This is a genomic window from Mesorhizobium sp. WSM3866 (assembly GCF_002294795.1).
Taxonomy (GTDB): Bacteria; Pseudomonadota; Alphaproteobacteria; order Rhizobiales; family Rhizobiaceae; genus Mesorhizobium.
The window spans coordinates 464995-484074 of record NZ_NSGC01000002.1; the positions used below are offsets into that span (position 1 = coordinate 464995).

A 19080-nucleotide genomic window follows, 5' to 3' on the forward strand; every position below is an offset into this window, starting at 1 on the left:
TTCATTATCCACGCCGAGGTTCATCTTCGGGCGATGTCGTCCCGAGGCTTCTTAGGGGTGACAGCATGTTCGATACCGCAAGAATGGCACTGTTTGCCGCGCTGTTGGCGGGAGTGGCCGGGCCGGCCCTCGCCGCCGACCTCGGGGAACCACCACCGGTGGAGGAAGCTCCGCCGCCGCTGGTCGAGGCTCAACCGATCGACGTCGGCGGCTGGTATATTCGCGGCGACATCGACTACCACAAGTCGACCTTGCGCGGCATCGACTACATTACATACGGGCCACCGCCCGGCACCAACGATTTCGATTTCGGCAAGCTGAAGGGCGGCTTCTCGCTCGGCGGCGGCGTCGGCTACAAGATCAACGATTACTTCCGGACCGATCTAACGGCCGACTATTGGTTCAAGTCGGACTTCAACGGCCAGACCTCGGACCTCGTCACGACATCAACCGAGGTGTCAAGGATGAGCGCGTTGCTGCTGTTGGCCAATGCCTATGTCGATATCGGCACCTATCACGGCATCACGCCTTACGTCGGCGCCGGCATCGGCGGCGCGCACGTCAAGTGGGACACGGTCCACGACCCGAACACCACAGAAACCAACCCGGGTTCGTCCAACTGGCGCTTCGCCTATGCGCTCATGGCCGGCGCTTCCTACTGCCTGACCGACAGGGTGATCCTCGACGCTGGCTACCGCTTCACTCACATCCAGGGCGGGCGCATGTTCGAGTTCGATTCGACGAGTTCCGGGCCGGGGTTCGACCACGGCATCAACACGCATGAGGTGCGCGGCGGTCTGCGCTACCAGTTTGGCGGCAACAATGGGTGCGCTACACCGGTGGCCTACCAGCCTGAGCCGGAGCCGATCTACACCAAGTAGCCGCTTCGAGATCCTGAAATTCTGCCGATCGCCCGGCGCCAGCCGGGCGATTTTCTTTTGTGGGTGGCCGGTAAAACAGCATCGAAATCAATTCGGTAACTCCCTGTTATCCTTAACCGGCACTTAACCACTATGGTTAACAATGCTCCTGAAACGGCAGCTGTGCTCGCGTTCGCGACTGGTGCCAATCTCAGGAGCCGGGGACCATGACATCAAAATCGCGTATCGCACTGGCGCTCGCCGCAATCGTGCTGATGCCGGCGACACAGGCGGTGTCGGCCGACTACGATCCGCCGATCTATGTCGACCAGGCGCCGGACTATCAGCCGGTCGAGGTAGGCTCCGGGTGGTACCTCCGCGGCGACGTCGGCTACGCTTTCAGCCACCCGTTCAAGCATGAGGAAACCTCGTCGGGACCGCTCAACAGCTTCAGCGATGAGTCCAGCTTGTTCAGCGGCAGCATCGGCATGGGCTATCACGTCAACGACTACCTGCGGGTCGAGTTGAACGGTGGAATCCTGCCGACCGACAAATTCGCCGCCCATGACAGACTGGGAGCCACCTGCGACGGGCACACGCTTGTGGACGACGGTTTCGGAACGATCAATTCCGTTGCGACCAGCCAGGCCTGCGACCTTTCCGACAACGCTTCCAACAAGGGCTACAGCATCATGGCCAATGGCTATGTAGACCTGGGCACCTATGTCGGGCTTACGCCCTATATCGGCGGCGGGATCGGGCTCGCCTACAACAAATACTACAGAAGCATCGGCGCGCGCGACTGCGTGGAGGTTCCTACGAACAGCGCCGGCACCGGCGGATTTTTCTGCGACGATCCGGCCGGCTATGAAGGGCAGACCGATACTGCGGCAAAGTTCAATCTGGCCTATTCCATCGGCGCAGGGCTCTCTTACCAGGTCACGAAGAACGTTTCGGTCGATCTCGGCTACGAATACTTTTCCGTCCCAGCGGCGAAATACGTCGCCTATGATGGTGGCGCTTTCAATATCCGCAAGGGCATTGACTATCAGACGGTCAAGCTCGGGCTGCGCTACGATCTTTGGTGAGCGAGGGAACTCGGAAATTGCCGCCGGCGGATCGAGCGATCCGCCGTTCTTTTTCGTTTCCGGCGCGTGGTGCCGTGAGACAAATATCCCGACAGCGACAAAAACTTTGCTCTTGACGCCGAAAGCCTGAAAGCATATCGCCGTCCGTGGGCCACCCCTCCCCAACGAGGGGCCACTATCTGGAAGGATAGACCACGATGACGACGTTTACCAAGCCCGGACTCCGTCCGGCAAACCCCAATTTCTCCTCAGGTCCCTGTGCAAAACGCCCCGGCTGGTCGGTCGAGGCGCTGGAAGCTGCTGCGCTCGGACGCTCCCACCGCGCCAAGATCGGCAAGGGCAAGCTCGAACAGGCGATCGAGCTGACGCGCGAAATCCTCAAGGTCCCGGCCGGCTACCGGATCGGCATCGTGCCGGCATCCGATACCGGCGCGGTCGAGATGGCACTGTGGTCGCTGCTTGGCGAGCGCGGCGTCGACATGGTCGCCTGGGAAAGTTTCGGTTCCGGCTGGGTGACCGATGTCGTCAAGCAGCTCAAGCTCGCCGATGTGCGCAAGTTCGAGGCCGGCTACGGCGTGTTGCCGGATCTGACGCAGATCGATTTCGATCGCGACGTGGTCTTCACCTGGAACGGCACGACCTCCGGCGTGCGCGTGCCGGACGGCGATTTCATTCCGACCGACCGCAAGGGTCTCACCATCTGCGACGCCACCTCGGCGGCGTTCGCGCAGCGGCTCGACTTCGATAAACTCGACGTCGTCACCTTCTCCTGGCAGAAGGTGCTGGGCGGCGAGGGCGCGCACGGCATGCTGATCCTCAGCCCGCGCGCCGTCGAGCGGCTGGAAACCTACAAGCCGGCCTGGCCGCTTCCGAAGATCTTCCGCCTGACTTCCGGCGGCAAGCTGATCGAGGGCATCTTTAAGGGCGAGACCATCAACACGCCGTCGATGCTGTGCGTCGAGGACTATCTCGATGCGCTTCAATGGGCGAAGTCGATCGGCGGCCTGGAAGCGCTGATCGCCCGCGCCGAGGCCAACGCCGCGGTGCTGGACCGGTTCGTGGCCAGGTCGTCGTGGCTCGGCCATCTGGCCGTCGATCCGGCGACGCGCTCGAACACTTCCGTGTGCCTGTCCTTCACCGATCCGGACGTGGCGGCGCTCGATGCCGAGGGTCAGGCGGCTTTCGCCAAGGGTATCGTCTCGGCGCTCGACAGGGAAGGTGTCGCCTACGACATCGGCTCCTACCGCGATGCGCCGCCCGGCCTTCGCATCTGGTGCGGCGCGACCGTCGAGACCTCCGATCTCGAAGCACTGCTGCCCTGGCTCGACTGGGCCTTCGCCATGCAGAAGGCGTCGCTGAAAGCGGCCGCCTGAGTCATTCGCGGCGGCCTTCGGGCCGCCGATCCCAAACGGATCAATCCCATTCTTCAAGGAGGCCGCCATGGCGCCCCGCGTTCTCGTCTCGGATAAACTTTCAACCACCGCCGTGCAGATCTTCAAGGACCGCGGCATCGAGGTCGACTACCTGCCCGATCTCGGCAAGGACAAGGAAAAGCTTCTCGAAGTGATCGGCCAGTATGACGGCCTCGCCATCCGCTCGGCGACCAAGGTCACCGAGAAGCTGATCAATGCCGCCACCAGGCTCAAGGTCGTCGGCCGCGCCGGCATCGGCGTCGACAATGTCGACATTCCGGCGGCGAGCCGCAAGGGCATCATCGTGATGAACACGCCCTTCGGCAACTCGATCACCACGGCCGAGCATGCCGTTGCGATGATCTTCGCGCTGGCGCGCCAAATCCCGGAGGCCAACGCCTCGACCCATGCGGGAAAATGGGAGAAGAACCGCTTCATGGGCGTCGAGATCACCGGCAAGACGCTGGGCGTGATCGGCTGCGGCAATATCGGCTCGATCGTCGCGACGCGCGGCGTCGGCCTGAAGATGCATGTCGTGGCTTTCGATCCGTTCCTGTCGGACAGCCGCGCTGAAGAGCTCGGCGTCGAGAAGGTCGAGCTCGACGAGCTTTTCGCGCGCGCCGACTTCATAACCTTGCACACGCCGCTGACCGACAAGACGCGCAACATCATCGATGCGGCCGCGATCGCCAAGATGAAGGACGGCGTGCGCATCATCAATTGCGCGCGCGGCGGGCTGGTCGTCGAGGCCGACCTGGTCGCGGCACTGAAGAGCGGCAAGGTGGCCGGCGCCGGCGTCGATGTTTTCGAGGCCGAGCCGGCGGAGAACAATCCGCTGTTCGGCATGCAGAATGTCGTGGCAACCCCGCATCTCGGCGCCTCGACCACCGAGGCGCAGGAGAACGTTGCGCTGCAAGTGGCCGAGCAGATGGCCGATTACCTGATCAAGGGCGCCGTTTCCAACGCCATCAACATGCCCTCGATCACCGCCGAGGAAGCGCCGCGACTGAAACCCTTCGTCAAGCTGGCCGAGGTGCTCGGCGCCTTTGTCGGCCAGGTCACCGAAGATCCGATCAAGGAGGTGGAGATCCTGTTCGACGGCTCGACCGCGACGATGAACACGCGCGCGCTGGTCAGCGCCACTCTTGCCGGCCTGATCCGGCCGCAGGTCTCCGACGTCAACATGGTGTCGGCGCCGATCATGGTGAAGGAGCGCGGCATTATCGTCGCCGAGGTCAAGCGCGACAAATCTGGCGTCTTCGACGGCTACATCAAGCTCACCGTCAAGACCGAGCATATGACGCGCTCGATCGCCGGGACCTGCTTCTCGGACGGCAAGCCGCGCTTCATCCAGATCAAGGGCATCAACCTCGATGCCGAGGTCGGCCAGCACATGCTCTACACGACCAATGCCGACGCGCCCGGCATCATCGGCCTGCTCGGCACCGTCTGCGGTGAGAACGGCGTCAACATCGCCAACTTCCAGCTCGGCCGCAACCGGCCGGGCGGCGATGCGATCGCGCTGCTCTATCTCGACGCACCCTTCCCGGAAAGGGTGCTCGATCAACTGCGGGCGCACCAATCGATCGATTCGGCCAAACCGCTGCACTTCGATGTCGGCGCCGCCTGAAAGATCATGCCCCGCATGCTTCGGCATGCGGGGCATTTCCCCTACAGAACGGCCCTGCTGCCACTGTATTCGGCCAGCGCGATGCCTCCGAGCACGAGCGCAAGCGCAAGACCCTGATAGAATTGGAACTGCTCGCCGACGATCAGCACCGAAAGCAGGGTGCCGAAGATTGGCACCAGATTGATGAACAGTCCGGCGCGATTGGCGCCGATCAGCTCGTTGCCCTTGATGTAGAAGATTTGCGAGACGACGGACGCGCCGAGCGCGGTGTAGAACGCGACCGCCCATCCTCGCGCGTCCGGGACGATGACGCGGCCCGCCGCCACTTCCCAGACAAAGAACGGCACCGAGGTCAAAAGCGCGGCGAGCGACAGAGCCAGCATGAAGCTTTGCCAGCGAACGGCCGGCTTCAGGCGCAGCCCCACCGAATAGAGGCTGTAGCAGAGGACCGCGACCAGCATGATGGCGTCGCCGAAATTGAGCTCGAGCTTCAGCAGCTGACCGAGGTCGCCATGGCTCGCGGTCAGGGCGACGCCGAGGATGGTGAGCGCGACGCCGACGATCTGCAGGCGCTGCACGTGCAGCCTAAACAGCACGAAGTTGGCGAGGATGATGACGATCGGTATGGCGGCCTGCTCGATCGAGACATTGATGGCGGTCGTGTAGTTCAGCGCCGTGTAGAAGATGACGTTGAACACCGTGAAGCCGCAGGCGCCGAGGCCGGCGACCAGCAGCCAATGCCGGCGCAGTTCAGGCCAGTCCTCGCGAAACGTCCGCCAGCCGACGGGCAGCATGATCAGCACCGCCAGCACCCAGCGCAGGAAAACCAACGTCATCGGCGACACATGGCCGACGGCAAGCTTGCCGGCCACGGAATTGCCGCCCCACAGCAGCATGGTGGAGAGCAGGAACAGATATGCGGCTCGATGCATCGCTTAATCCTGGACCGGCAGGCGCGGCGGAAGAAGGATGCCGGCCTATTGCGATGGCGAGGCCAAGTAAATGATGCGAAAGCCGGAATTTGTTGTGCCTGGTTTGTTGTGCCCTGGGTGGTTTCGGGGACAAAGAAGGGGTCGCATCGGCCTGCACATGAGGCTATAGAGGCCTGTCGTTTCAAGCCGCCAAGGCGGCATCTCAAGGGAAAAGAACATGGCCAATGTGGTGGTCGTCGGCTCGCAGTGGGGCGACGAAGGCAAGGGCAAGATCGTCGACTGGCTGTCGGAGCGCGCCGACGTGGTCGTGCGCTTCCAGGGCGGCCACAATGCAGGTCATACCCTGGTCGTCGACGGCAAGGTCTACAAGCTTTCGCTCTTGCCGTCCGGCGTGGTCAGAGAGGGTAAGCTGTCGATCATCGGCAACGGGGTGGTCTTCGATCCGCACGCCTTCGTCGCGGAAGTCAAGAAGCTCAAGGAGCAGGGCGTGGAGGTGACGCCCGAACGCCTGAAAATCGCCGAAAACACCGCGCTTATCCTGTCGCTGCACCGGGAGCTGGACGGGTTCCGCGAAGACGCCGCCTCGAATTCCGGAACCAAGATTGGCACGACCCGCCGCGGCATCGGCCCCGCATATGAGGACAAGGTGGGCCGGCGTGCGGTGCGGGTGATGGATCTGGCGGATTTGGAAACGCTTCCCCTGAAGGTCGACAGGCTGCTCACGCATCATAATGCGCTGCGCCGCGGGCTCGGCCATCCGGAAGCGACCCAGGAGGCGATCATGCAGGAGCTGACCTCGGTGGCCGGCGAGATCCTGCCTTACATGGACCGCGTCTGGAAGGTGCTCGACGACAAGCGCCGCGCGGGTGCGCGCATCCTGTTCGAGGGCGCGCAAGGCACGCTGCTCGATATCGACCACGGCACCTATCCCTTCGTCACCTCATCCAACACCGTGGCAGGGCAAGCGGCCGCCGGCTCCGGCACCGGCCCCGGCGCGATCGGCTATGTGCTCGGCATCACCAAGGCCTATACGACGCGCGTCGGCGAAGGGCCGTTCCCGACCGAGCAGAAGAATGAGGTCGGCGAGTTCCTCGGCACGCGCGGCCACGAATTCGGCGTCGTCACCGGCCGCAAGCGCCGCTGCGGCTGGTTCGACGCCGTGCTGGTGCGCCAGGCGGTGGCCGTCAACGGCATCAAGGGCATCGCGCTCACCAAGCTCGACGTGCTCGACGGGCTGGACGAGATCAAGGTCTGCACCGGCTATCGCCTCGATGGCGAGTTGATCGACTATCTGCCGGCCAGCCAGGGCGCCCAGTCGCGCGTCGAGCCGGTCTATGAGACGCTCGAAGGCTGGAAGGGAACGACGGCCGGCGCCAGGAGCTGGAACGATCTGCCGGCGCAAGCCGTCAAATATGTCCGCCACATCGAGGAGCTGATCGGCGCCCCGGTTGCACTGCTTTCCACCAGCCCGGAGCGGGACGACACGATACTTGTGACCGATCCGTTTCAAGACTAGTTTCACAGCGCTTCCAGGCGCTACGGCTGATTTGCGGCCGGCCCGGGAAAGAATTGCAGGTCGACTGACGCATGGCAGATTTCGTTGGTGTTCTGAAAAAACAGCTTGCGAAGCACAGCGAGCCCTCGCCCGAGTTGCGCAAGCGGATTTACGAGAATGCTCGTGAGATGCTGGCGAAGAAACTCGCGAACTATTCTCCGCCGTTGTCGGCCGAGGTCATCAGCAAGCAGAAACGTTCGCTCGAAGATGCCGTCGCCAGCGTCGAGCGCGAGTATGCCAAGCCTGCTCCGGCGCCCAAGCCGGCTCCAGCGGAAGATCCCCTGGCGGAGCTGGAACATATTTTTTCCTCGATCGACCGCAACAAGAACCAGCCGAGCCACGTCCGGCAGCCGTCGGTGGCGAAGCCCGAACCTGCCAAGCCGGAGCCCTTCAAGCCGGAGCCCTTCAAGACGGCGCCCGCACCGGCGCCGGTGAAGGCGGAACCGAGCTGGCAAGGCGCAGCAAAGACGGAACCAAGCTGGCAAGGGGCAACGAAGACTGAGCCCGGCGGCTGGCACAAGGTGCCCGCGGCACCGCCGCCCATGCCCTCGCCGCGCGAGGACGATGTCGGCCTGCCCGGGATGAACGCCGCCGAACCGGACGAGGACAGCGATGTCTTTGCCAATGACGAGCAGCCGGCCGATACTTTCCAGCGGCTGCGGCCTGCGCCGCGCAAGCGCAGCTATGGCGGGTTGATTGCTGCCGTTGTCGCATTGCTGGTGCTGGCCGGCGGCGGGTACGGCGTTTGGCTGAACAAGGATGCGTTCAGCTCCATACTCGGCTTAAAGGGCGGCAGCAGCCAGACCGTCTCGACCGAGCCTCTGGTCAAGCCTGCCGCCCCGACAAAGCCGACCGCCGAGACGGCGGCCGCGCCGCCGGCTGCGGGCAATAACGCGGCTGCAGCCAATGAGCCGGCCGAAACAGCGAAATTCACCCAGCGGCTGACGCCCGAGGGCAAGGAAGTAGATCCTGGTCCGGCTGGCGGCCAGAGCACCATCGGCGAGGGCGAATCCGTCGCCGCGCTGACCACGCCGCCGCCAGCCGCGCCTGGGATGACGCCGGCGCCCGCCGCCGGCACGCCGCCCGCCGCGCCAACTCCGGCCGCGACCCCGCCCGCCGCCGACACTCCGCAGGCTGCGCAAACCCCGCCCGCGAGCCCGCCTGCCGGGACCACGCCGTCGGCGCCCGCCGGTGCCGCCGCCAATCCGCCCGCGCCGGCCGCCGGAACCACGCCTCCGGCCGCGGCGGCCACTCCGCCTGCCGCTGGCACGACTCCGCCACCCGCGTCCGGGACTGCGCCTGCGACGGCCCAAGCGACCGTGCCGGTCGGCCAGAAAGCGATCTTCTATGAGGAGCGCACCAGCACGCAGCAGGGCACCGCCGAGCCCGGCAGCATCGTCTGGTCGCTGGTGCAGGAATCGCCGGGCGGCGACTTGCCGCCGGAGCCGGCGATCCGCGCCGAGGCGACGATACCCGGCAAGGACATCCAGCTGCGCATGACCATCCGGCGCAATACCGACCAGACGCTGCCGGCCAGCCACATCATCGAGATGATCTTCCTGACGCCGGAAGGGTTTGACGGCGGCGGCGTCGACAACATCCTGCGCATCGCCATGAAGAGCTCGGAACAGGACGCCGGCAGCCCGCTGATCGGCATCCCGGCCAAGATCGCCGACGGCTTCTTCCTCGTCGCCCTCAACGACACCAAGGCCGACGAGGACGCCAACCTGACGCTGCTCAGGGGGCAGGCCTGGATCGACGTGCCGGTGGTCTACAAGACCGGACGCCGTGCCCTGCTCACCATGGAAAAGGGCATTCCGGGCGAGAAGGTTTTTGATGAGGCGCTGAAGGCCTGGGCGACGAAGACGTCCGGTTGAGGCCGAGCGGCTCAGAAGCCCTGAAACAGCATGTCGAGCGCTGCAACGATCTCGTCGTGATGCTTCGCGAGGTTGAAACGGTTTTCCCCGAGTTCCGTCGCAGCCACCGTAGCGATCAGATGGGTGGCCATGACCAGCTTGCGTCCATTGAATTCGAAGACCGGGTGCAGCTTCCGCATTGGCGGCGGCGCCGACGCGAGGGGCAAAAGCGGAACGACGACGCGCGTCTTGAAATTGTCGAGCAGGTCGGATTGAACCTCGAGGAGGTAGGCGCCTTCGATGCCGCTGGCGGCAAAGGCGTCATAGCGCGCCATCAGAACTGCCTATGCTCCTTGAGCGGAACGCCGTACGTGTCGACATACTCGTTCCAGGCATCCATGGTGGCGCGGTTTTCGAGCTTCCACAGCCGCGTTTTCTCGGCTGCCACAGCTTCTGCGATCCCGGCTTCGGCGGCACGAGATACATTCACGTTGAGCCCCTTGGCTTCCTTCATGAGCTGTGAATCGATCGATAGATTTGCCGGCTGGCGGACCGCATTTGCGGCAATCTTGCGCATGATAGCCTCCGCAACATGCGTATAGAATATGCGCATCACGCGAGTGCTGCAATGGATAGCTTGGACCAGCGCGACCTTCGCGACCGGACCGGCATGGCAAATTCGCCCTCAAATGCTATAGTCGCGCAAGCGGCAGGTCTGACCGGAGACGGCGATGACCAGTGCGAAGATCGACGTTCGTGAGCTGGGTGAAGCCGTTTTCCTGACCGATGGCGGCCTCGAGACCTCGCTTGTTTTTCTGGAAGGCCTCGATCTGCCCTCCTTCGCCGCCTTTCCGCTTCTTGGCGAGGAGGAGGGGCGGACGACGTTGGCCCGCTATTTCCGCCAGTATCTCGACATCGCCGACAAACACGGCGTCGGCTTCGTGCTCGATACTCCGACGTGGCGCGCCAATCCGGACTGGGGCGAAAAGCTCGGCTATTCGAAAGTCGCATTGTCGGGCATAGACATGCAGGCAGTGTCATGGGCGCGGGCGCTGGCTGCGCCCTATGTTGCGCGTGGCATGACCGTGCTGGTCAATGGGGTGGTCGGGCCCCGTGGCGACGGCTACCACGTTGACACAGTCATGTCGCCCGCCGAGGCCGAGACCTATCACGGCGATCAGGTCAAGGCATTCCGCGATGCCAGCGCCGATATGGTCAGCGCCATTACGATGACCTATGCGCAGGAGGCTGCCGGAATAGCCTTTGCCGCGATGGCGGTGGGGCTCCCGTCGGTGATTTCGTTTACCGTCGAGACGGACGGACGCCTGCCTTCGGGGGAGAGCTTGAGAGACGCCATCGAGACCGTTGACGACGAAACGGACGGCGCTCCGGCATATTTCATGATCAACTGCGCACATCCGAGCCATTTCGACGCCGTCCTTGCCGGCGACGGACGCTGGATCAGGCGCATTCGCGGCGTGCGGGCCAACGCCTCAGCCAAAAGCCATGCCGAGCTGGATGCGGCGACCGAACTCGATCCAGGCGATCCTGTCGACCTCGGCCGGCGCTACCGCGCCATGCGCGACCGCTTCGGCCAGATAGCCGTGCTCGGCGGCTGCTGCGGCACCGACAGACGCCATATCGCTGCGATCTGCGAGGCCTGCCTCTGAGGCTTGCCTATAGCGGTTAGCCTTCCATCTCCTCGCGCAGCATCTCCAACTCCAGCCACTCTTCCTCAAGTGAGGCCAGCGTGGTGCGCTCCTTGCCCAACGCCGCAATGGTCTTCTGGAACGAGACCGGATCGCGCTCATAGAAGGACGGATCCGCGATATTGTTCTCCAGCCTTGAGATGGACGCGCTCACCGCCTCGATCTTCTTCGGCAGGGATTCCAGCGCGAATTTCTGCTTGAAGGAGAGCTTCTTGGCCGGGCTTTTAGCGCTGGTCTGTTCGGCCCTGGCCGTCGCTTCGTTCGCTTCAGCTTTCGGCCTTGCCTTGCGCTCCTCCAGCTTCGAGCCGCCGCGTTGCGCCAGCATGTCGGAATAGCCGCCGGCATATTCGATCCAGCGTCCGGCGCCGTTGGGCGCGATCACGCTGGTGACTGTGCGGTCAAGGAAATCGCGATCGTGGCTGACCAGGACGACCGTTCCGGCAAAGCCGGCGACCAGTTCCTGCAGCAGCTCCAGCGTCTCCATGTCGAGGTCGTTGGTCGGCTCGTCGAGCACCAAAAGGTTCGCCGGCCGCGCCAGCACCCGGGCCAGCAGCAGTCGCGCCCGCTCGCCGCCCGAAAGCTCGCGCACCGGCGTGCGCGCCTGCTCCGGCTTGAAAAGAAAATCCTTCATATAGGAGACGACGTGGCGCTGCTCGCCATTGACCACAAGGTTCTCGCCGCGCCCGTCGGTCAGGTAATTCGCCAGCGTCTCCTGCGGGTCGACGGCCTCGCGCTTCTGGTCGAGCGTTGCGATTTCCAGATTGACGCCGAGCCGCACGGTGCCGGCATCCGGCGGCAGCTCGCCGGTCAGCATCTTGAGAAGCGTCGTCTTGCCGACGCCGTTCGGCCCGACAAGGCCGACGCGGTCGCCGCGCTGAATACGGGTCGAAAAGCCCTTGACCACGGTGAGGTCGCCAAAACTCTTCTCGATGCCCTTGGCTTCGATCACCAGCTTGCCGGATTCAGCGGCGTCGCTTGCCACCATCGTCGCCGAACCCTCGGCGCCGCGATGGCTGCGAAAACGCTGGCGCATGGCCTGCAGCTCGCCGAGCCGGCGCATGTTGCGCTTGCGCCTGGCGGTCACGCCATAGCGCAGCCAATGCTCCTCGCGCACGATCTGGCGGCCGAGCTTGTGCTGTTCGCGCTCTTCCTCTTCAAGCACCTGGTCGCGCCATTCCTCAAAGTGCGCGAACCCCTTGTCCAGCCGGCGCGTCTGGCCGCGGTCGAGCCAGACGGTGGCGCGCGAGACGCGCTCGAGAAAGCGGCGGTCGTGCGAGATCAGGATCACGGCCGACGAGGTGCGGGCAAGCTCTTCTTCCAGCCATTCGATGACCGACAGGTCGAGATGATTGGTCGGCTCGTCGAGGAGCAGGATATCGGGCTCCGGCGCCATGACGCGGGCGAGTGCTGCGCGGCGCGCCTCGCCGCCGGAAAGGTCGTTCGGCCGCTCCTCGCCGGTCAGGCCGAGATGCTCCATCAGATAAGTGGCGCGATGCGGGTCGTCGGCCGGCCCGAGGCCGGCTTCGACATAGGCGCGCACGCTGGCGAAGCCATCCATATCGGGCATTTGCGGCAGGTAGCGCACCGTTGCCGAGGGCTGGCGGAATACTTCGCCGTCCTGCGGTTCGATCAGCCCCGCGACGATCTTGAGCAGCGTCGACTTGCCCGAACCGTTGCGGCCTACAAGCGCGATCTTCTCGCCGGCGGAGGCGCTCAGTGCCGCGCCGTCGAGCAGCGGCGTGCCGCCAAAAGTCAGTTTTATGCCATCCAGATTGAGAAGAGGCGGGGCCATGTCAGCTTTCGGGAAGAGGATAGGGGTGGGCGAGCAGCAGCGCCCGGCCACGCTCGAGCGCGATCTCGAGCCGACCCTTGATCTCATTTGATATGGTAAGCGATGAGCCGAACGCCACCTCGACACCGTCCAGCGGCCATTTGGCGCCTGAGACCGTCAGGCCGGCGAGGTCGGAGAAGCCGAGCACCGAGAACAGCGTGCCCTCGGCGTAGTCGAAGCCGGCTTTGCCCGGCAGGATGGGCACGCCCTCCTGGGCGCCGCTGGTCAGCAGCACGGTCGTGCCCGCCTCGGCCAGCCGCACGCTTAGAGCCAAATGCAGAAAGGCATGATCGGCGCGCTTGCCGCCGAAGGCGCCGGCCAGCACCAGGCTGGTGGCGCCGCGCGCCAGCGCCTCGGCAATGGCGAGCTCGCCGTCGGTCATATCCTTCTCGGTCGGGAAAATCTTGCGCGGCACGGCGGCCAGATTCTCCGGCAGGCTCGCCGGCACCGAGTCGAAATCTCCGACCCAGAGCTCCGGCAGCAGGCCAAGCATATCGGCATGGCCGATACCGGCATCGGCGGCGATGATGCGGGAGCCTTCGATCTGGCGATCGAGCCGAGGCGTGCGGACGAGATCGCCGCCAAGCAGGATGGTGAATGTGCCCATGGCCGTCGCCCTTACCAGCCCGGCCAACGAAACGGAAGCGGGCGCGTCCAAACGGAATCGCACTTCGCTACCGCGGTGAACCCTGATGGATGCCCAGGAAACTTCCGCTTGCGCGCCGCATCGGCCGGGCCTATGTCTCGAAATGCTCTAACGGGGTGCCGGACGCTGATTTTGCGAACCGGCTGAGAGGCACAAAGCCAACCCGCTGAACCTGATCCGGTTTGTACCGGCGGAGGGATTAGACGTTTCGGACCATCCGACGCCTCAATTCCTTTAACGCGAACGAAGGAGGCGCCGATGCGCTCGCTATTGTCCAACCTTGTTCTTGCAGTCGGCCTTGTTTCGCTTTTGGCAGGCGGACCTGCCGAGGCTAAAGACAAGCTTACCGTCTACACCTACGAAAGCTTCACCGCCGACTGGGGTCCCGGGCCCGCGGTGAGGAAGGAATTCGAGGCCGAATGCGGCTGCGATCTTGAATTCGTCTCGGTTGCCGACGGCGTGGCACTGCTCAACCGCGTCAAGCTGGAGGGCGCCGGCACCAAGGCTGATGTCGTGCTCGGCCTCGATACCAACCTGACCGCGGATGCCAAGGCGAGCGGCCTATTCGCGCGGCATGGCGCGGTGGCCGATTTGAATGTGCCCGGCGGCTGGAAAGACGACACTTTCGTGCCTTTCGACTACGGCTATTTCGCCGTCGTCTACGACACCGAAAAGCTGAAGACGCCGCCGAAGAGCTTGAAGGAACTGGTCGAGGGCGCCGGCCCCGACAAGATCATCATCCAGGATCCGCGCACTTCGACGCCGGGCCTCGGGCTGCTGCTGTGGGTCAAGTCGGTCTATGGCGACAAGGCGCCGGAAGCCTGGGCCAAGCTGAAGCCGAAGGTGCTGACCGTGACGCCGGGCTGGAGCGAGGCCTATGGTCTGTTCACCAAGGGCGAGGCGCCGATGGTTCTCTCCTATACCACCTCGCCGGCCTACCACATGGTGGCCGAGAACACCGAGCGCTATCAGGCGGCGTCCTTCGAGGAGGGCGAATATCTGCAGATCGAGGTCGCCGGCATCACCAAAACCGGCGCGAAGAACCCGCTGGCGGAAAAATTCATAGCCTTCATGACCGGGCCCAAGTTCCAGGACATCATCCCGGAGACCAACTGGATGTTCCCGGCCGGCAAGACCGACAAGCCGCTCAACCCGGCCTTCGAAAAGCTGGTGAAGCCGACCAAAACCCTGCTGTTCAGCCCGGACGAGGTGGCGGCCAACCGCAAGGCCTGGGTGGATGAATGGCTGGCGGCGATGAGCAAGTAGGACGCAGGATGGCGCTTGAGCACCCCCCTCTGTCCGGCCGGCCATCTCCCCCGCAAAGGGGGAAATTCGCGGTCATCGGTGATTTCGCTAGCCGCCGACGGTGTAGGAAGAGCGGCAAAGCTGCCAATCTCCCTCCTAGAGTGGGAGATGTCCGGCAAGACAGGGGGGGGCGCGACGGAACGCGGCGTTCGCTAGCTCGAGCCAACGTGGTGCAGCGTGCAATCCACGCCGCGCCCTGACCCTCGCATCACTGCCGGCATCATCGCCCTTGTCGCCATTACTTTGCTCATCGGCGGCGCCTTCGCCGGCCTCATCCTCGAAGGCGCAAGCGGTCCGTCCAGCGCTGCCGCGGCCTTCGACAGCTATCTGCTCCGCGTCGCCCGCTTCACGCTTTGGCAGGCGCTGCTGTCGACATTGCTTTCGGTCTTGCCGGCAGTGTTCGTCGGCCGCGCCCTGTCCAGGCACACCAACTTTCCCGGACGTCGCCTGATCCTGCAGTTGTTCACGGTGCCGCTGGCGCTGCCGGCTATCGTCGCCGCGCTCGGCGTGTTGGCGCTTTACGGCCATGCCGGTTATTTTGCCGGCATCCTCGGCACGTTCGGCGGTGGGGAATGGCCGGGCATTTACGGCCTTTCCGGCATCCTGGTCGCGCATGTCTTCTTCAACCTGCCCTTGGCCACGCGGCTGTTCCTCGAGGCGCTCGGCACCGTGCCGGCCGACCAGTGGCGGCTGGCGAGCCAGCTCGGTATGGACGCTCGGTCGGCCTTCCGGCTGATCGAATGGCCGGCGCTGCGCACGGTGCTGCCGGGGGTCGCCGGGCTGGTCTTCATGCTGTGCATCACCTCCTTCACAATCGTACTGACGCTGGGTGGCGGGCCGGCGGCGACGACGCTAGAGGTCGCGATCTACCAGGCGCTGCGCTTCGATTTCGATCCCGCGCGGGCCGTGACACTAACGTTTCTGCAGATCGTGCTGACCTTCGTCGTGGTCGCCATGCTGACGCGACTCGGCGCCAACACGGTCGGCGATGCGAATCTGCCGGTAGCGCCACGCCGCTATCTTGCGACCAGCACCACCGAGGCCGTGTTGAACGCCGGCCTCATCGTGCTTGCGCTGCTGTTCGTCGCCGCACCGATGGCGGCGACCGTGCTCGCCGGGCTGGAGGCGGATCTCGGCCGGCTGGCCGGCGAGGACGCCGTGCGCCGCGCGACGCTCACCAGCGCCGGGCTCTCCTTTCTCTCGGCGCTGTTTTGCGTGATGCTGTCGCTGTCGCTGATCGCCGCCCGACGCGCACTGGCCCTGAGGCGCCGCGCGGGCGGCGCCATGTCGCTGCTCGAACACGCCGCCGACACCGGCGCCGGTTTCGTGCTGGTCGTGCCGCCGATCGTGATCGGCGCCGGCTGGTTCCTGGCTCTGCGCAACATCACCGATGTGTTCGCCATCGCACCCGTCATGGTCGTCGCGGTCAATGCGGTGATGGCGATGCCTTTCGCCATTCGCGCCGTCCGCCCTGCCTATGATGCGGCGAGCGAGCGCCACGAGCGACTCTGCCTGGCGCTCGGCATTTCCGGCTGGAACCGGCTGCGGCTGGTCGACTGGCCGTCGCTGCGGCGGCCCTTGGCCACCGGCTTTGCGTTCGCCATGGCGCTGTCGCTCGGCGATCTCGGCGTGATCGCACTGTTCGGCAGCGATTCCGTCCAGACCTTGCCCTATCTTCTACTCGCGCGCATGGGCAGCTACCGGACCGCCGACGCCGCGGGGCTGGCCTTGCTGCTCGGCCTCGTCTGCCTGCTGCTGGTTGTCGCCGCCGACTGGCTGGGGCGGGAGGCAAAGGCATGACGAGGGATAATAATGGCATCGCGGCCACGAAGGGCCTGGCCGTCACGTTGGACGGCGTATCCTTCAGCTATGGCGAGGCATCCTTCCGGTTCGATGTCGAATTCGCCGCCGGCAGGATCACCGCCATCATGGGGCCGAGCGGTTCAGGCAAGTCGACGCTGCTCAATCTGGTGGCCGGCTTCGAATCACCAAATGCTGGCAAGGTGCTGATCGGCGGGATCGATGTCGACAATGCGCCGCCCTCGGCGCGGCCGGTGTCGATGGTGTTCCAGGAAAACAACCTGTTCGCCCATCTTTCGGTCGAGGGCAATGTCGGGCTTGGCCGCTCGCCATCGCTCAAGCTCACGGCCGACGACCACCGCGCGGTCGCGGACGCGCTGGGGCGTGTCGGCCTCGCCGGCAAGGAAAAGCGGCTGCCGAGCGAGCTTTCCGGCGGCGAGCGGCAGCGCGTCGCGCTGGCGCGGGTGCTCATACGGGACCGTCCGGTGCTTCTGCTCGACGAGCCTTTCGCCTCGCTCGGCCCGGCGCTGCGCGAAGACATGCTCGATCTCGTGGCCGGCATCCACGCCGAGCGACAGATGACCGTGCTTTTCGTCACGCATCAGCCGCAGGACGCGCGCCGCATCGGCCAACGGATCGCGTTCGTCGACGAGGGCAGGGTCGCGGCAACAGGGTCGGCCGCCGATTTCTTCGACGGTGCTGGACCGGAGGCCTTCCGGCGCTATATCGGCGATCGAGGCGGTAGCGTTGCCGGATGAGAACACATTGCCCGGAAGCGGACATAATTTACGGCCAAACCGGTTGCGGGTGATCAGGCGTTTGCTTGCCTTGTCCGGGGGAGTGTGGCTAGGTCCGGCCATGCTGGTCCGGGTGGGCCGTGATTTGCCGAAAGATTACGAAAGGAAGCCGATCTGACAGCCGGCATCGAGAGGGTATGGACTAAGCCGCTGGCGCGATTTTTCGCGATGGCCGGCTTTGCCGTGGCGCTGGCGAGCTGCCAGATGTTCACGCCGCCGGACGTGCAGGAGTCCGGCTTCCAGCCCTCCGACAAGCCGATCACCGTCGACAATGTCGTCGCCAATGCCAGGCTGGCCGAAATGGCCAAAGCGCAGCATCCGCGGATTCTCGCCACCTATGGCGGCGAATATTCCGATCCGAAGCTCGAGCGCATGGTGGCCAAGGTCGTCGGCAACCTGACGGTGGTCTCGGCCAATCCGACCCAGACCTATCGCATCACCATCCTCAACTCGCCCAACGTAAATGCCTTCGCGCTGCCGGGCGGCTATCTCTATGTCACGCGCGGGCTTTTGGCGCTGGCCAACGACTCCTCCGAGCTTGCGGCCGTCATCGCGCATGAGATGGGCCACGTCACCGCCAATCACGGCCTGCAGCGACAGCAGCTCGAGGCCGAGGAAGGCTTGGCGACCAAGGTCGTCTCCGACGTGCTCGGCGACAGCCCGACGGCCAAGGCCGCGCTCATCCGCGGCAAGCTGAGGCTTGCGCAGTTTTCGCGCAACCAGGAACTGCAGGCCGACGCGATCGGCATCAAGTCGATCGGCGAGGCGGGCTATGATCCATACGCGGCCGGCCGCTTCCTGCAGTCGATGTCGGCCTATACCGATTTCCGCTCGGTCAGCGGCGCCACGGATGCCAGCCTCGACTTCCTGGCCACGCATCCCAACACGCCGCAGCGCATCGAGCTGGCGCAGCGGCTCGCCCGCAACTTCGGACCGCCCGGCGTCGGCACGCGCGACCGCGATGCCTTTCTCGCCGGCATAGACGGGCTGCTCTACGGCGACACGCCGGAAGAGGGCTATGTGCGCGGCCAGACCTTCCTGCATCCCGGCCTTGGCGTGTCGTTCTCGGTGCCCGAGGGTTTCGTCATCGACAATTCGGCGGCCGCGGTGACCGCGACCGGTCCGGGCGACATCGCCATCCGCTTCGATGGCGTGGCGATCGACAAGTCTGTGTCGCTCACCGACTATATCCGCAGCGGCTGGGTCGCCGGACTAGACGATGCCAGCGTGCGCCAGGAAACGGTGAACGGCAACGAGGCGGCGATGGCGCATGCCAGCGCGCAAGGGTGGCAGTTCGATATCGCGGTCATCCGGGCCGGCGGACAGGTCTACCGGCTGCTGACTGCGGCACCCTCGGCCAGCACCGCGCTGGAGCCGGTCGCGCGCTCCGTCAGCAGCTCCTTCCGCACGTTGAGCGCGGCCGAGAAGGCGGCGCTGAAGCCGCTGCATATCCGGGTGGTCACTGTGCAGCCCGGCCAGAACATGGGCACGCTTGCCGCTCAGATGGTCGGCGTCGACCGAAAGCTCGACCTGTTCCGGGTGCTCAACGCAATGTCGCCGGGCGCGAGCGTGTCGGCCGGCGACAAGGTCAAGATCGTCACCGACAAGTAGGGTGGCATCCCGTTTCGTGCTTCCGCAACGAATCAGCCGCGCGCTTCT

General features: G+C 64.8%; 16 protein-coding genes and 1 riboswitch. Of the genes, 11 read left to right on the forward strand and 5 right to left on the reverse strand.

Annotated elements, in window-relative coordinates; translation table 11 throughout:
- Window positions 1–65: 65 nt before the first annotated feature.
- The 4 genes from CK222_RS06500 to serA all read left to right on the forward strand — a co-directional run bounded on the left by CK222_RS06500 (window position 66) and on the right by serA (window position 4990).
- Complete coding sequence (locus CK222_RS06500; RefSeq protein WP_067319446.1) at window positions 66–881, forward strand: outer membrane protein; 816 nt, start codon at window positions 66–68, stop codon at window positions 879–881.
- A 206-nt stretch (window positions 882–1087) separates the two neighbouring features.
- Window positions 1088–1948 carry an outer membrane protein gene (locus tag CK222_RS06505; RefSeq protein WP_067319444.1) on the forward strand — a complete coding sequence of 287 codons (861 nt, stop codon included), beginning with the start codon at window positions 1088–1090 and terminating at the stop codon, window positions 1946–1948.
- Between the two features lie 197 nt (window positions 1949–2145).
- Window positions 2146–3321 carry a phosphoserine transaminase gene (locus CK222_RS06510; protein ID WP_095799772.1) on the forward strand — a complete coding sequence of 392 codons (1176 nt, stop codon included), beginning with the start codon at window positions 2146–2148 and terminating at the stop codon, window positions 3319–3321.
- A gap of 67 nt (window positions 3322–3388) precedes the next feature.
- Window positions 3389–4990 carry a phosphoglycerate dehydrogenase gene (serA, locus tag CK222_RS06515; protein ID WP_067001828.1) on the forward strand — a complete coding sequence of 534 codons (1602 nt, stop codon included), beginning with the start codon at window positions 3389–3391 and terminating at the stop codon, window positions 4988–4990.
- Window positions 4991–5031: 41 nt separating this feature from the next.
- On the opposite strand, the gene CK222_RS06520 is transcribed toward serA, so the two are convergent.
- Window positions 5032–5922: a DMT family transporter gene (locus CK222_RS06520; protein WP_067319440.1), complete on the reverse strand. Its 891-nt coding sequence runs from the start codon at window positions 5920–5922 to the stop codon at window positions 5032–5034.
- 217 nt (window positions 5923–6139) lie between these two features.
- On the opposite strand from CK222_RS06520, the gene CK222_RS06525 reads away from it, so the two are divergent.
- Together CK222_RS06525 and CK222_RS06530 are read left to right on the forward strand one after the other, a co-directional pair.
- Entirely contained in the window at window positions 6140–7438 is a 1299-nt protein-coding gene (locus CK222_RS06525; RefSeq protein WP_095782560.1) for an adenylosuccinate synthase, read from the forward strand.
- 71 nt (window positions 7439–7509) lie between these two features.
- Window positions 7510–9354, forward strand: a complete 1845-nt coding sequence (locus CK222_RS06530) for a hypothetical protein (protein ID WP_095799773.1) — start codon at window positions 7510–7512, stop codon at window positions 9352–9354.
- Window positions 9355–9365: 11 nt separating this feature from the next.
- Here CK222_RS06530 and CK222_RS06535 read toward each other — a convergent pair whose 3' ends face one another.
- Both CK222_RS06535 and CK222_RS06540 read right to left on the reverse strand, forming a co-directional pair.
- Window positions 9366–9668 carry a CcdB family protein gene (locus tag CK222_RS06535; protein WP_095799774.1) on the reverse strand — a complete coding sequence of 101 codons (303 nt, stop codon included), beginning with the start codon at window positions 9666–9668 and terminating at the stop codon, window positions 9366–9368.
- Entirely contained in the window at window positions 9668–9910 is a 243-nt protein-coding gene (locus tag CK222_RS06540; RefSeq protein WP_067002201.1) for a type II toxin-antitoxin system CcdA family antitoxin, read from the reverse strand. Before CK222_RS06540 ends, CK222_RS06535 begins: the two co-directional genes overlap by 1 nt.
- Window positions 9911–10064: 154 nt before the next feature.
- Here CK222_RS06540 and CK222_RS06545 point away from each other — a divergent pair, with 154 nt between their 5' ends.
- Window positions 10065–11003 carry a homocysteine S-methyltransferase family protein gene (locus CK222_RS06545; RefSeq protein ID WP_095799775.1) on the forward strand — a complete coding sequence of 313 codons (939 nt, stop codon included), beginning with the start codon at window positions 10065–10067 and terminating at the stop codon, window positions 11001–11003.
- Between the two features lie 16 nt (window positions 11004–11019).
- On the opposite strand, the gene CK222_RS06550 is transcribed toward CK222_RS06545, so the two are convergent.
- Both CK222_RS06550 and CK222_RS06555 read right to left on the reverse strand, forming a co-directional pair.
- Window positions 11020–12834: an ABC-F family ATP-binding cassette domain-containing protein gene (locus tag CK222_RS06550; RefSeq protein ID WP_067319431.1), complete on the reverse strand. Its 1815-nt coding sequence runs from the start codon at window positions 12832–12834 to the stop codon at window positions 11020–11022.
- A gap of 1 nt (window position 12835) precedes the next feature.
- Window positions 12836–13480 (reverse strand): thiamine diphosphokinase, encoded by a 645-nt coding sequence (locus tag CK222_RS06555; RefSeq protein WP_095799776.1) that lies wholly within the window; start codon window positions 13478–13480, stop codon window positions 12836–12838.
- Window positions 13481–13621: 141 nt separating this feature from the next.
- Window positions 13622–13735, forward strand: a riboswitch (TPP riboswitch).
- A 42-nt stretch (window positions 13736–13777) separates the two neighbouring features.
- On the opposite strand from CK222_RS06555, the gene thiB reads away from it, so the two are divergent.
- From thiB to CK222_RS06580, 4 genes are all read left to right on the forward strand, one after another.
- Window positions 13778–14785 carry a thiamine ABC transporter substrate binding subunit gene (gene thiB, locus CK222_RS06560; RefSeq protein ID WP_067319427.1) on the forward strand — a complete coding sequence of 336 codons (1008 nt, stop codon included), beginning with the start codon at window positions 13778–13780 and terminating at the stop codon, window positions 14783–14785.
- 216 nt (window positions 14786–15001) lie between these two features.
- Window positions 15002–16624, forward strand: coding sequence for a thiamine/thiamine pyrophosphate ABC transporter permease (thiP, locus tag CK222_RS06570; RefSeq protein WP_067319425.1), 1623 nt, complete (start codon window positions 15002–15004; stop codon window positions 16622–16624).
- A complete protein-coding gene (gene thiQ, locus CK222_RS06575) occupies window positions 16621–17382 on the forward strand; it encodes a thiamine ABC transporter ATP-binding protein (protein ID WP_095799778.1) in 762 nt (253 codons plus the stop codon). The genes thiP and thiQ overlap by 4 nt, the downstream gene beginning before the upstream one ends.
- Before the next feature lie 207 nt (window positions 17383–17589).
- Window positions 17590–19032, forward strand: a complete 1443-nt coding sequence (locus CK222_RS06580; RefSeq protein WP_095799779.1) for a M48 family metalloprotease — start codon at window positions 17590–17592, stop codon at window positions 19030–19032.
- The last annotated feature ends 48 nt before the right edge of the window (window positions 19033–19080 follow it).